Annotated in this window: 11 protein-coding genes and 1 tRNA gene; 6 read left to right on the top strand and 6 right to left on the bottom strand. The window is 72.0% G+C overall.

The features are described from left to right. Position 1 precedes the first annotated feature (1 nt). From AB6L24_RS15620 to AB6L24_RS15595, 6 genes are all read right to left on the bottom strand, one after another. Positions 2 to 1,198 (bottom strand): cytochrome P450, encoded by a 1,197-nt coding sequence (locus tag AB6L24_RS15620; protein WP_405655829.1) that lies wholly within the window; start codon positions 1,196 to 1,198, stop codon positions 2 to 4. A gap of 173 nt (positions 1,199 to 1,371) precedes the next feature. Beyond that, a complete protein-coding gene (locus tag AB6L24_RS15615; protein WP_405655828.1) occupies positions 1,372 to 2,079 on the bottom strand; it encodes an alpha-ketoglutarate-dependent dioxygenase AlkB in 708 nt (235 codons plus the stop codon). Continuing rightward, entirely contained in the window at positions 2,076 to 3,590 is a 1,515-nt protein-coding gene (locus AB6L24_RS15610; RefSeq protein ID WP_405655826.1) for a DNA-3-methyladenine glycosylase 2 family protein, read from the bottom strand. The genes AB6L24_RS15615 and AB6L24_RS15610 overlap by 4 nt, the downstream gene beginning before the upstream one ends. Before the next feature lie 84 nt (positions 3,591 to 3,674). After that, on the bottom strand, positions 3,675 to 4,898 hold the full coding sequence (locus AB6L24_RS15605) for a cytochrome P450 (RefSeq protein WP_405655825.1): 1,224 nt from the start codon (positions 4,896 to 4,898) through the stop codon (positions 3,675 to 3,677). A gap of 107 nt (positions 4,899 to 5,005) precedes the next feature. Then, the gene (locus tag AB6L24_RS15600) at positions 5,006 to 6,445 is read right to left on the bottom strand and encodes a DHA2 family efflux MFS transporter permease subunit (RefSeq protein ID WP_405655824.1); all 1,440 of its coding nucleotides are present in this window, start codon (positions 6,443 to 6,445) and stop codon (positions 5,006 to 5,008) included. Next, complete coding sequence (locus tag AB6L24_RS15595) at positions 6,442 to 6,618, bottom strand: DUF1272 domain-containing protein (protein ID WP_405657175.1); 177 nt, start codon at positions 6,616 to 6,618, stop codon at positions 6,442 to 6,444. The genes AB6L24_RS15600 and AB6L24_RS15595 overlap by 4 nt, the downstream gene beginning before the upstream one ends. Positions 6,619 to 6,870: 252 nt before the next feature. On the opposite strand from AB6L24_RS15595, the gene AB6L24_RS15590 reads away from it, so the two are divergent. From AB6L24_RS15590 to AB6L24_RS15565, 6 genes are all read left to right on the top strand, one after another. Continuing rightward, positions 6,871 to 7,974, top strand: coding sequence for an acetyl-CoA C-acyltransferase (locus tag AB6L24_RS15590; RefSeq protein WP_405655822.1), 1,104 nt, complete (start codon positions 6,871 to 6,873; stop codon positions 7,972 to 7,974). A 99-nt stretch (positions 7,975 to 8,073) separates the two neighbouring features. Continuing rightward, entirely contained in the window at positions 8,074 to 9,027 is a 954-nt protein-coding gene (locus AB6L24_RS15585; protein WP_405655820.1) for a diacylglycerol/lipid kinase family protein, read from the top strand. Positions 9,028 to 9,065: 38 nt separating this feature from the next. Continuing rightward, positions 9,066 to 10,208, top strand: coding sequence for a ferritin-like domain-containing protein (locus AB6L24_RS15580; protein WP_405655819.1), 1,143 nt, complete (start codon positions 9,066 to 9,068; stop codon positions 10,206 to 10,208). Next, positions 10,205 to 11,917 carry an AMP-binding protein gene (locus AB6L24_RS15575; protein WP_405655818.1) on the top strand — a complete coding sequence of 571 codons (1,713 nt, stop codon included), beginning with the start codon at positions 10,205 to 10,207 and terminating at the stop codon, positions 11,915 to 11,917. Before AB6L24_RS15580 ends, AB6L24_RS15575 begins: the two co-directional genes overlap by 4 nt. Positions 11,918 to 11,966: 49 nt before the next feature. After that, a complete protein-coding gene (locus AB6L24_RS15570; RefSeq protein WP_405655817.1) occupies positions 11,967 to 12,581 on the top strand; it encodes a class I SAM-dependent methyltransferase in 615 nt (204 codons plus the stop codon). Between the two features lie 101 nt (positions 12,582 to 12,682). After that, positions 12,683 to 12,771, top strand: a tRNA-OTHER gene (locus AB6L24_RS15565). The last annotated feature ends 5 nt before the right edge of the window (positions 12,772 to 12,776 follow it).

Below are 12,776 nucleotides of genomic sequence, written 5' to 3'. Positions count from 1 at the left end.
TCTACCAGCTGACCGGCAGCTCCTCGATGCCGCCGAGATGGGCGTAGGAGCGCCAGCGCAGATCCTCGAAGGGCACCGCGAGCCGCAGGCCGGGGAAGCGCGGCAGGAGGGCGCTCAGCGCGCTCTCCAGTTCGACGCGGGCCAGCGAGGACCCGACGCAGAAGTGCGTGCCGAAGCCGAAGGCGATGTGCGGGTTGCTCTCGCGGTGGATGTCGAGCCGCTCCGGGTCCGGGAAGACCGAGGGGTCCCGGTTGGCCGTACTGATCGACGCGACGACGGCGGTCCCCGCGGTCACCCGGCCGCCGCCCAGCTCGACGTCCTCGGTCGCGATGCGCAGGAACGAGCCGTCTCCGGGTTCGTTGAGCCGCACCAGCTCGTCGATCGCCTTCGGGACCAGCGTCGGGTCCGCGCGCAGCTCCGCGAGGACGTCCGGGTTGCGCAGCAGGGTGATGACGCCGCCGCCGAGCGAGGTCACCGTGGTGTCGTGGCCCGCGAGGAGCAGGATCACGCCCAGGCTCACGAGCTCGTTCTCCGTCAGCTTCCCGTCGGTGTCCCGGGCGTGCACGAGGGCGCTGAGCAGATCCTCGCCGGGGTCCCGCCGCTTGGTCTCGATCAGCTCGGCCAGATAGGCCCGCATCTCGGCGTTGGCCCGGCCGACCTCCTCCAGCGGATACTTCGCGTACGACATGAAGTGGTCGCACCACCGGCCGAACCTCATGTGGTCGGCGTAGGGCACTCCCATCAGATCGCAGATGACCTGCAACGCGAGCGGCCGTCCCAGGAGTTCGTTGAGGTCACCGGGCGGTGTCGCGGCCTCCATCGCGTCGAGCAGCTCGGCCACGTGCTTCTCGATCTTCGGGCGCATGGACTCGACGCGGCGCCGGCTGAACTCCCGGTTGATGAGCCCCCGCAGCCGGGTGTGGCGCGGCGGGTCGATGCTGATGATGCTGTCCTGGTCGGGCTCGGCGAGCTGGGAGCGCGGCGCGCCGGGCTCGAACAGCGCGTCGCGGCTGAAGCGGGGATCGGAGAGCACGGTCCTGACGTCCTCGTACGCGCTGACGAACAGCGCGGGGAACCCCGTGGCCAGAGTGATGGGACAGACCGGCGCCTCCTGCTGGAGCCGCTTGTACTCCTCGGGCGGATCGGTGACCGTCGTCCGCTGGACCGGATAGGTGAGGTGCGGTGGCTGTGCAGACACGAGCAGCAGACCTTTCGCCGGATACGGGAGAGAGTCGCGTGAGCGGGGGTCGCGGTCGGCGCCGCGTGATGCCAAGCCGCCGACGTCTGTCACCGTCACCACTGGGCCTCTCGTGCGAGCAATGTGTCAGCCGACCCTGAGATGCCGCTGACATCCCCCTGGCGTGGCCGCCGTCAGGCGCCGCGCCTCGCCGCGGGACCGGCGGCGAGGCCGGTCTCACGCACCGTGACGCTCACCCGGCCGCCCCGGATGCCCAGTTCGGCCGGGGCGGTGCCGGGCAGGGTGCGCACCACGGCGTGGTGGGCCATCCGCGCCGGGCCGCCGAAGACGAACAGGTCACCGCTGTGCAGCGGCACGTCCTGCCAGGGGCGCGTGCGCGTCTCGTTGTTCCCGAAGCGGAACACGCAGGTGTCCCCGAGGCTGAACGAGACCACCGGCGCGCCGCTCTCCTCGGCCCGGTCCTGGTGCATCCCCAGACGGGCCCCGTCGTCGTAGAAGTTCACGATCGAGGCATCGGCGGCATGGGTCCGGGGGCTTCGGCACACCTCCGGGTCGAGTGCGGCCGCCTCGGTGACCGCGTCGCGCGTGAGGTCGGCGAGCCACCCCGGCAGCGGTTTCACCGGCACCGAGTCGCCCGTGGTCCGCGTGTAGCCGAAACCCACGGAGTAGTGCCAGCCGAGGCAGACCGACTGCACCCGCATCGGCGTGCCGTCGGGCATCACCGGGCGGTACAGTCCGGCGGTCCCGCGGGCCCACTCCCGGCAGGCTTCGAGCAGGCTCCGCTGCCGCTCGGGGTCGAGCCACCCCGGGAGCAGCACCGCGCCTTCGCGCAGCACGAGCGGCGGACGGCCGAAGAGCGCGTCGTGGTCCTGGTGGGTCAACGTGCGTCCTCCGCGGCGGCCCACAGGTGCTGGGCGGCGTACGACCGCCATGGGCGCCAGGCCTCGGCCCGGTCGTCGACCGGTGGTTCCGCGTCGGCGGAGGACGGCCCGGACGCGTCGTGCGGCGTCGGCGCCTCGGTGTCCCTGGGGACGAGGACGTCGGGGTCGCCCAGCGCCCGCATCCTGATCACGGCGACGGTCCGCGGTCCGATGCCGTCGACCTTGCGGAGTTTCCTGGTGGCCTCGTCCCGGTCGACGCCACCGTCGAGGACCAGGTCCTCGGCGGCGAGGGCGGTGGCGATCGCCTTGACGCGGACTCCCCGCTCGCGGGTGCCCGCCAGCTCGTCCGGCGCCAGCTGGGCGAGGGTCTCGACCGCGGGGAACGTGTGCGTGATCCCGCTGACCTCCCGGGTCAGCGGTTTGCCGAAGCGGGCGACGAGCAGGGCCGCGTCGTCCCTGGCCTCCCGCGGGTCCGTGTCCTGGGCGAGCACCGCGCGCACGGCGCACTCGGCCGGGTCCACGGAGCCGGGCACCCTGCGGCCCGGGGTGCGGGCGACGAGCGGGGCGAGCAGTGGATCGCGCGCCAGCACCTCGTCGACGGACCCGGGATCGGCGTCCAGGTCGAGGAGGTCGCGGCACCGCTGGACGGCCGCGGTCATGTCGCGCAGGTCCTGGAGGTGCAGCTCGCACTCCACGAAGCCGCGCCCCGGGGGCTGGAGCGTCTTGCCCGCGGGCTTTCCTGCCGCCTTGAAGAGCGTGGCGACGGCGGGGCCGTGCGGCAGGGACAGCGCCCGGTGGTAGACGCCGTCGGTGTACTCCTCGATCCCCGGCACCGCCTCGTCGCCGAGCTGACCGAAGAGCACCCCGAGGTCCAGCGGGGTGCGGTACGGCAGCTGGATGCGGATGCCGTGGCCCCACGGCTGGGCGGGCGCTCCCGTGCGGGGGCGGCGGGCGGTGGCGCGGGCCCGCAGCTCCGTCGGGGGCATCGAGAAGATCGCCCGGATGTTGTCGTTGAACTGCCGGATGCTGGCGTAGCCCGCCGCGAACGCGACCTCGCTGACATGCAGGTCGGTGGTCTCCAGGAGGAGCTGCGCGGTACGCGCCCGCTGCGCCCTGGCGAGCGCGAGCGGGCCCGCGCCGACCTCGGCGACGAGCTGCCGCTGGAGCTGGCGTTCGCTGTAGTTCAACCGCGCGGCCAGGCCGCCGACGCCCTCACGGTCCACGAGGCCGTCGGCGATCAGCCGCATCGCACGGCCGACCAGGTCGGCCCTGCTGTTCCACTCCGGGGATCCCGGGGTCGCGTCGGGCCGGCAGCGCTTGCAGGCACGGAATCCGGCGGCCTGTGCGGCGGCCGCCGTCCGGTAGAAACGCATGTTGACGCGCTTGGGAGTCATGGCCGGGCACGTCGGGCGGCAGTAGATGCCGGTGCTGGCCACGCCGATGTACAGCCGTCCGTCGAATCGGCTGTCGTTGCTCAGAGCGGCCCGGTAATGGAGCTCCTCTTCCGTCATCTGTCCACCATGGAGTTCCGCGGAGGCCATTGCCAGCAGAAATCCGACATCAACGTCCGTGGGGCACGCGGGGCCGGGCGTGGTTCAGGGCCGCATCCGTACGGGCAGCCGCAGCGGGCCGCGGAACAGGTACAGGTCCCGGTACGGCGGCTCGTCGGTGAGCAGCTCCAGACGCGGGGCCCGGGCGAGCAGTGCGCGCAGGGCGACCTGCATCTCCATGCGGGCCAGCTGGGCACCGAGGCAGCGGTGCGGGCCGTTGCTGAAGGTGAGGTGGCGCGGTGCGCCCGGCGGGCGGTCCACGTAGCGCGTGACGTCGAAGGTCTCGGGGTCCGGGAACGCCGCCGGATCGCGGTTCGCCGCGCCCACCATCAGGATGATGCCGTCGCCGCGCGCGAAGGTGCGGCCGGCGAACTCCCGCTCCTCCAGGGCCACTCGGGAGGTGAACTGGATCGGCGCGTCGTGGCGCAGCGCCTCCTCGACCGTCGCGGGGACGAGGCCGGGGTCCGCCGTGACGAGGGCCCGCTGGCGGGGGTTGCGGTGGAGCGCGATCATCAGGGCGCCGAGCGCGTTGACCGTGGTCTCGTGCCCGGCGACCATCAACATCGCGCCGATCTCGTGCAGTTCGTGGTCGGAGAGGATGTCGTTGTTCTCCCTGGCGGCGACCAGGTCGCTGAGGAGGTCGCCCCGGTGGTGCGCGCGCCGGTCCTCGGCCAGCGCCTTGAAGTACTCCTCGAAGGCGGCCTCGGCCTCGTAGCGCGCGGTGATCTCCCGCGGGCTGAGCAGGTAGTCCGGATCGACGCCGCGCACGATCGCCGTGGACCACTTCCGGAAGAGCGGCATGTCGGCCGTCGGTACGCCGATCAGTTCGCAGACCAGGGTCAGCGGCAGCGGGCTGGTGAACGCGTCGACCAGATCGACCTCGCCCGCTTCGAGTGCGGCGTCGAGCAGGCGGTCCACGATCTGCTCGACGCGGGCGCGCAGGGACTCGATCCTGGCCGGTTTGAAGACTTTGCTGATCAGTCGGTGGAGCCGGGTGTGGTCCGGCGGGTCCATGCCAAGGAGTGAGCCGGGCACCTCCTCCCGGCCCACGCCCGGCCGGAAGGGGCTGATCCGGTCGCCGTAACCGTGGCCCCAGAGCGGGTCGCTGAGGATCTTGTTGCAGTCCGCGTGGCGCGAGGCGAGGTGGATCCGAGGTCCCATGGGGTGGACCGGACCTGCCTCGCGCACCGCGGCGTAGAGGGGATAGGGGTTGGGGCGGTGTGTGGGGTCGAAGATCTCCAGGGCGCGTCGAGACGGTGCCGTGGTCATGCTGCGAGCTCCTCGGAAGGGGGACTTCAGTGGGGGGCCTTCGCGCCGAGCCTCGTGGGGGGAGGGTCAGGGCCTGGGTCAGGGTCTGGGTCAGTTCTGGGGCGTGGTCAGCCGGTCGTGGTGGTGGCGCCACGCGTGGGGGTGGTGGCGGGAGCCGAGGGCTTGGGCGGACGGGGCGTCAGGGACAGTCCGAGACCGGCCAGGCCCGCGATGCCCGCCGCCACCGTGCAGAACAGCAGTACGTGGGCGAACGGGGTGGTGGTGGCGGTGTCCGCGCCGGCGAGGATCGAGGCGAGCACCGCGATGCCCAGCGCCCCGCCCACCTGACGTGCCGCCATGTTGAGCCCGGTCGCCCCGGCGAACTGCTCGGGGGGCACGGACAGGGCCGCCGCCGTCGAGACGCCGGTGCTCACCGCGCCCATGCCGAAGCCCGAGATGACGGTCGTCGGCAGCCAGAGGTCCACCAGGTGCGGTTCGGCGGGCAGTACGGCCACGAGCCACACGCCGATCCCCACGATGAGCAGGCACCCGCCGCAGACCATCAGCCGCGGTGACGCACGCTTGCCGAGGACGCGGCCGATGCCGATGGCCGCGAGCGCGGAGAAGAGGGCGCCGGGGCTGAGGACGAACCCAGCCTTCAGCTCCGAGTACCGCCAGACGTTCACCAGGAACAGCACCCCGCACAGCAGCCACGCGTAGAGCGCCGCACCGTAGAAGAACGAGACGACGTTGGCCAGGGAGAAGGTCCGGCTCCGCCACAGGGAGGTGTCGATCGCGGGGACCGGCCGGGTGCGCGCCCGCAGCACGCCGTACGCGAGCACGGCGACGCCCGCCAGCAGGCAGCCGAGCGTCCGGGGGTCGCTCCACCCCCAGTCGGAGCCCTGTGTCACGCCGAGGACCACGCCTCCCATGCCGAGCGCCAGGGCGAGCGTGCCCAGCACGTCGGGGACGCGCCCGGCGGGCGGCCGGGTCTTCTGGACGGACCGCGCACCGAGCATCAGCGCGATGCCGAGCGGCACGTTGATCAGGAAGACGGTCCGCCAGCCGAAGGCGTCGATGAGAACGCCGCCGAGGCTGGGTCCGATCGCCGCGGCGGCGGACCCGGAGGCGCTCCACAGACCGATGGCCGCCATGCGGCGCACCGGAGGCGTGTCGAACAGGATCACCGCGAGCGACGCGGGGATCATCGCCGCCGCGCCCGCGCCCTGCACCGCACGGGAGACCAGCAGGAAGGGCAGGTTCGGCGCGACGGCGCACGCCAGGGAGGCCAGCGTGAAGAGCCCGACGCCCGCGCCGTAGAGCGTGCGCCGCCCCACCGCGTCCGCGAGGCGTCCGGCCGGGGCCAGGAGCGCCGCGAAGAAGATGGCGTACAGCGTGATGACCCAGGAGAAGTCGGCGATCGACGCCCCCTGGAAGGTCTCCTGCATGTCGGAGACGGCCAGGTTGGCGATCGTGGAGTCGAGGATCGCCAGGAACATGGCGCCGGCGCCGAGCACGGCGACCGTCAGGTATCCGGGCCGCCGCGCGGAAGCCTCGCCCCCGCTCACGCGGCGCCCTCGGTGGCGCGCCGTGGACGGGTCAACAACTCGCCTCCGCAGTTCGGGCATCGGTTGCCGCCGCTTTCGGCGCAGGTGACGCAGAACGTGCACTCGTAGCTACAGATCTTGGCAGGGGTTCCGAATGCGAGCGCGGCAGCGCACTTTTCGCATGTGGGCTTCATCTCGAGCATCGCCGGTGTCCTCCAGAAGAGTCGGAGCCATGCAATCCTGTCGGGCCCCGGCTGCGCTGTCTGGCAGATTTCGGTCGGCAACCTCCCGCGTCGGAAAGGGAGTTGAAGCCGGAAGTCCCCTAGCGCGGCGCCGGGAATTGCGCGAAGGTCACCCCCTGGCCAAGCCGCATGTGGGGTTTGTATCCGCTGCCGCGCGCGCCGTTCCCGTCAGCTGTCCGGAACGACCTGTGGAGGGATTCACCAGTGAGCGAGACCGTTGTCCTGGCAGGCGCCCGCACACCCCTGGCGCGCGCCCTCGGGGGCCTGCGGGCCCTGTCCGCCGCCCAGTTGGGCACCGTCGCGATCCGCGCGGCCCTGGAGCGGGCCCGGGTCAGGGCCGGCGAGGTCGATCAGGTGCTCCTCGGGCACACGGCCGCCGACGCCTCCGACGGCCGCGCCGCACGGACGGCGATGGTCGACGCGGGGATCCCGCCCGAGGTGCCCCTGCGCGTCATGAGGAGGATGTCCCTGTCGGGCCTGAACGCCATCGCCCTGGGCGACCGGCTCATCCGTTCCGGCACCAGTGACATCGTCGTCGCAGGCGGCATGGAGTCCATGACCGCCGCACGCCCGGTCCTCGACGCCCCCGCGCGGTCGCGCCCGGCGTGCCCGCGGCGCAGACCGCTGAAGCTGGACCGGCGCACCCAGGACGAGATCGCCGCGCTGTCCCACGAGCGCGCCGCCGCGGCCCAGCTCAAGGGCCTCTTCGGCGAGGAGATCGTGCCGGTCGCGCTGCCCCGGCACGCCGGCGGCGGTTTCGTGCGCAGCGACGAGGGCGTCCGGCACGACCTCGACGCCGGGACGCTGGCCGCGGCCGAACCGCTGTATTTCCCGAACGGCACGGTCACGGCCGCCAACACCTCCCCGGCGGCCGACGGAGCGGCGGCGGTGGTCCTGATGCGCCGCTCGCTCGCCAAGGAGCGCGGCCTGGACTGGCTCGCCGAAGTCATCGGGCACGGCGAGGCGTCGGGCCGCGCGGACGGCCTGCACCTGCAACCCTCGCTCGCCATCCGCCGGGCGCTCGTCCCGCTCGGCCTCAAGGTGCGCGACCTCAACCTCATCGAGATCAACGAGTCGTTCGCAGCCGTCGTGGCCCAGGCGGTGAGCGTGCTGTGCACCGGCATGAACCGCATCAACCCGCACGGCGGAGCCATCGCCCTGGGGCACCCGACCAGCACGTCGGGGGCGCGCATCGTCCTGCACCTCGCGCACTCCCTGCACCGCAGGGGCGGCGGTCTCGGAGCGGCCGGCGTCTGCGGCGAAGGCAGCCTCGGCGAGGCCCTGTTGCTCCGCTCCGACGGCCGCTGACCGGTTGAACGGTCACTGGCACCACGGTCTCAGTGGCGTGCCAGTGGCGGCTGCCAGTGTTCCTCCCGAGGTTCTTCGACCAGGGAGGAGAGTGGTGGCATGCCCGCACCCCGGTGGGCCCGTACGGCGCTGGTCCTGGTGAATCCGGTGGCCGGCGCGGTCGATTCGCGCCTCGTCGACGAGGTGACGCGCCGCTGCCGCTCCCACGTGGACGACCTGGACCTGATCACCACCCAGGCCCCGGGCGAGGCGGCGGACATCGCGGCGAAGGCCTGCGAGAACGGCATCGACGCGATCGTCGTCCTCGGGGGCGACGGCACGACACGGGACGTGGCGTCCGGTATCGCCCGCACCCGGCTGCGCAGCCCACGGAGCGCGGGCGCGGGCGGCACCGCCATGGTCAACCTGCCCGCGGGGACCGGCAACTCCTTCTACCGCGAGATCTGGTCGGACCACCCCTGGCAGGACGCCCTTGAGGGCGCGCTCGCCACGGGGCGTCCGCGGATCCGCAGCATCGACATGGCGCGGATCGTCGAGACGGACACCCTGGTCCTGCTCGGCGCCTGCTCCGGCCTGGTCGCCGAGGCCCTGGTCACGGCGGGTGAACTCCGGGATCTGACGGGCCGGGAGCGCTACCGCGCGGCCGTGGCCCGGACCCTGCGGACGTTCCGGCCGTATCCGGGCCGCGTGACGGTCGACGGAGTGATCGTCCACGAGGGCACCGCGGTGCTCGCCAACGTCGGCGGAGGCCGCTACCGGGGCGGTCAGTTCAAGGTGCTGCCGCGCTCCGTGCTCGACGACGGCCTGCTGGACGTGTGCGTCGTGGGCGGTGAGCTCGACCCCGCGGCGCTCCCGGGCCTGACGGCCGACGGAAGCCATGTGGACCGCCCCGAGACCGTCTACGCCAGGGGCCGCCGCATCGTCCTTGAGCGCACCGACGGCGCGCCCCTGACCTTCGAGCACGACGGTGAACTCCCCGCCACCGGCGCCGGTCGCCACACGATCGAGGTGCTGCCCGACATTCTGCCCGTCCTCGCCGCACCGGGCGCATGAGCGAGGGCCGGAGGAAAGCCGAACACGGAGGACTGGTCATGAATGCCAGCAACGTCCCCGATGGGACGTCGAAGAGCACGAACTGGACGTTTCCCACCGCCGGCGACAACTTCTTCACCTGGGAGTACGACACGGGACGTGAACGGCTGCTCAACCTCTACCAGAAGGGAAAGGACAAGCAGTGGGACAGCACCCAGCGCATCGCATGGGAACTTGAGGTCGACCCCTACGACGCCCTCGGAACACCGGAGAAGACCCTCGCGCTGTACGGGTCCCGGCAGTACGAGAAGCTGAACGCGCGTGAGCGGCAGGAGATGCGCCAGCACATGGCGGCCTGGGAGTTCAGCCAGTTCCTGCACGGCGAACAGGGCGCGATGATCTGTTCCGCCCGCATCGTCCAGTCGGTGCCCGACATCGACTCCAAGTTCTTCGCGGCGACCCAGGTGATGGACGAGGCGCGGCACGCCGAGATATTCACTCGTTTCCTCAACGAGAAGATCGGCATGACCTATCCGATCAACCCGCATCTCAAGTCGCTCCTCGAAGACTCCCTCAACGACTCCCGCTGGGACATGCCGTACCTGGGAATGCAGGTCCTCATCGAGGGACTCGCGCTCGCCGCCTTCGGGATCCTGCGCGACAGGACCGACAAGCCGCTGCCCAAACAGATCCTCGCCTACGTGATGCAGGACGAGGCACGGCATGTGGCGTTCGGCCGGCTCGCGCTGCGCGACTACTACGCCGAGCTGTCGAGCAAGGAGATCGCGGACCGCGAGGAGTTCGTCATCGAGGGATGTCATCTGATGCGGGACCGCTTCCGCATGCAGGAGGTGTGGGAGAACCTCGGCTTCGACATGAAGGAGTGCATGGAGTACATGAACCGAGGGCCGCGGATGCGCGCCTTCCGGTCACTGCTCTTCGCACGGATCGTGCCGTGCGTGCGGGACATCGGACTGTGGGGCCAGGCGGTCCGGGACGCCTATGACGGCATGGGGGTCCTGGACATGGCCAACAGCGACCTGGTCAAACTCATGGAGTCCGACGAGGCGCAGGCCGACGAACTGGACAGGGAGCGACGCGACACCCTCGCCCGCACGGCGGAGGTCCAGGAGAGCATCGCGCTCGGCGCGGCGGCCGCCGAGGACGCGCCGTCGGCCGCCCCGTCCGGGCAGCGGCCGTGAAAACGGCTCCCGGCACGGCCGACCGCAGCGGAAGGCCGCGTCCGGCGTTCCTGGTGGACTGGTCCCCGACCCGGTTCCGGCGCCGGCTGAGCCCGCTGTCCCGGACCCCGCACACCGGACGGATCGGTGAGGCCTGGCATCTCGCCGCCCGGCGCGGCCGGTTCGGCCCGGTGATCGTCGACCGGGCGCCCGACGTCGACCCGGACGGGCCCCTGGTCCGCGGCTACGCCGAATGGGCGTCGCTGGTGGACGAGTTGACGGCACGGCTCCACGCGCTGGGTGTCCGTGCGTGGGACCGGGTCGCCGTCGTGAAGCGCAACCACCTCGACGTGGCGCTGCTCGCCTCCGCCGCCGCGCGGCTCGGCGCCATCCCGGCGCTGATCACGGACAACCACCCCGCCGAGACCCTCGTCGTGCTGCTCGAACGTCTGGAGCGCCCCTTCCTGGTGGCGGACCGGAACACCCTGGAGCGGTTGGGCGTGGACGAGGAGCGCCTTGCCGCGCTGACGGAACGCACCGTCTGTCTCGGCGCGCCTCCGCCGGACCTGCCCCGGGTGCCCGACCTCGCGGATCTGGCCGGCGGCCCGGCGCCGAGGGTGAGCATGCGCAGGCCGCACGAACCGATGGTCATCACCCACACGTCGGGCACGACCGGGGTGCCCAAGCTGGTGCTCCACTCGGCCGAGTCCCTCTACTCCCTGGGTCTGGTCGAGACCGAGCGATGGCCGCTGTTCCGGCTGCGCCGGAACGACACCGTGGCGTTCTGCCACCCGTATGCGCACCAGCGCGTCATCACCGGTCTGCTGCCCCTGACCACCGTCGGACCGAAGCTCCTCATGCTGTCGGACCCGGAGTCGCCCCGCGCCCACGAGCTCCTCGCCCAGCACGCCCCGACGCTCGTGGAGACACTGCCGAACGCCTTCCTGGCCTGGGAGGAGCTGGCTCGTGACCCGCGTCGGCCGTTCCGCGACGTCCGCCTGTACGTCAACTCGTTCGACGCGATCCACACCCGTACCGTGCGGATCTTCCTGGCGGCCACCGACCGCAGGCTGCCCGTCTGGGTGCAGTCCTGGAGTCAGACCGAGGCCGGGGCCGTCGCCATCCGCCCGTACGTGCGCGGCTCGGTGAGGCGGCGCGGGCGCCGGCCGCCGCCGACGCAGAACGTGGGGTGGCCGGTACCGGGATTCGGCAAGGTGCGCGCCGTGTGCCCGGACAGCGGTGAGGCCGTGCCGGCCGGGCAGGTGGGTCTGATCCAGTTCTCGGCGCCCGGGCGCTGCCTCGGCTACGTCGGCGAGCCGAAGCGGCACGCCGACAAGTGCGAGGGACCCTGGTGGGACCTCGGTGACATGGCCGTCATCGGCCGCTGGGGAACGGTCCGTCTGATCGACCGTGAGATCGACCGCATTCCCGGCACGAGCGCGCTGGAGATCGAGGACCTGCTCCTGGACCGGTTGCCGCAGATCACCGAAGTGGTCGTGCTCGCCGTCCGGGACGGCAACCCCCAGCCCGTGCTCAGCGTGCGCGAAGGAACCGACATCACGCCCGGGCAGTGGCGTCGGGCGACCGCGGGCCTGCCGGTCATGGCGGCGCCCGTCCGCATCGGGTGGGACGAGTTTCCGCGCACCGCGACGTGGAAGATCCGCCGCACGATGCTGCGCGAGCAGCTCCTCGCGGGGACCTCGGGGATCGGCATCGGCCGGTGGACGTGACCGCGGGAACAGGGCACTTCGGGTGCCGGACAGGGGCTCCGTCGTGCTGATGAACCGCATCGAGAAGGCGGCGATCGACAACGCAGGGCGCCGGGCGCTGCAACGCCACTACGAGTTCCCCCGGTTGCTGCGGCTCGCGGGCGGGCCACTGGCGCCCGGCGCACACGCGGTGGAGATCGGCTGCGGCTCCGGCTACGGCACCCGGCTGATCCTGGAGAAGTTCCGCGCGGCGCGGGTGGACGCCGTGGACCTGGACCCCGGCATGGTCGCCAAGGCGCGCCGCCGACTGGCCCGGCACCACGCGGACCGGACGCGGGTCGCCGTGGGAGACGCGACGGACCTGCGGTCCGCCTTGGGCGCCACCGACGGTTCGTACGACGCCGTCTTCGATTTCGCGATCATCCATCATGTGCCGAACTGGCGTGACGCGCTGGCCGAGGTCGCCCGCGTGCTCAAGCCGGGCGGCCTGTTCGCCTTCGAGGAGGTCACGGCGCACGCGCTCGCCAGGCCCAGCTACCGGCTGCTGTTCGATCACCCCGACGAGGATCGCTTCACGGCCGGGCAGTTCCTCTCCGAGCTGCATCGGCACGGCCTGACGGTGCGCGACGCCCTGACCCGCGTCAGCGGGGACTACCTGCTCGGAGCCGCCGAGCGCCGGGCCTGACGAGGGCGTCCGCCCCCGTCGGCGCCCGCTGAGAAGGTCGTCTCAGCGCCGTGCAAGCCGGAACTGCCATGCTGTTGCTCGTCACCCGCCAAGGGTGGCAAGGAGAGATGCCCATAGCGGCCCAATGGGGACCGGAGCCTGCTCCGGTCAGGGGTTCTGCCCCACGCAGGTTCGAATCCTGCTCTCTCCGCCGAC

Source organism: Streptomyces sp. RK9, assembly GCF_045070545.1.
Lineage (GTDB): Bacteria > Actinomycetota > Actinomycetes > Streptomycetales > Streptomycetaceae > Streptomyces > Streptomyces alboflavus.
This window is presented reverse-complemented; position numbering and strand designations above follow the sequence as displayed.

Bases quoted from the DNA above. Each gene is read 5' to 3' on its own strand.
- AB6L24_RS15595 (WP_405657175.1), bottom strand. From the start codon at position 6,618: ATGAAGCCCACATGCGAAAAGTGCGCTGCCGCGCTCGCATTCGGAACC.
- AB6L24_RS15605 (WP_405655825.1), bottom strand. From the start codon at position 4,898: ATGACCACGGCACCGTCTCGACGCGCCCTGGAGATCTTCGACCCCACA.
- AB6L24_RS15570 (WP_405655817.1), top strand. From the start codon at position 11,967: ATGAACCGCATCGAGAAGGCGGCGATCGACAACGCAGGGCGCCGGGCG.
- AB6L24_RS15585 (WP_405655820.1), top strand. From the start codon at position 8,074: ATGCCCGCACCCCGGTGGGCCCGTACGGCGCTGGTCCTGGTGAATCCG.
- AB6L24_RS15580 (WP_405655819.1), top strand. From the start codon at position 9,066: ATGAATGCCAGCAACGTCCCCGATGGGACGTCGAAGAGCACGAACTGG.
- AB6L24_RS15610 (WP_405655826.1), bottom strand. From the start codon at position 3,590: ATGACGGAAGAGGAGCTCCATTACCGGGCCGCTCTGAGCAACGACAGC.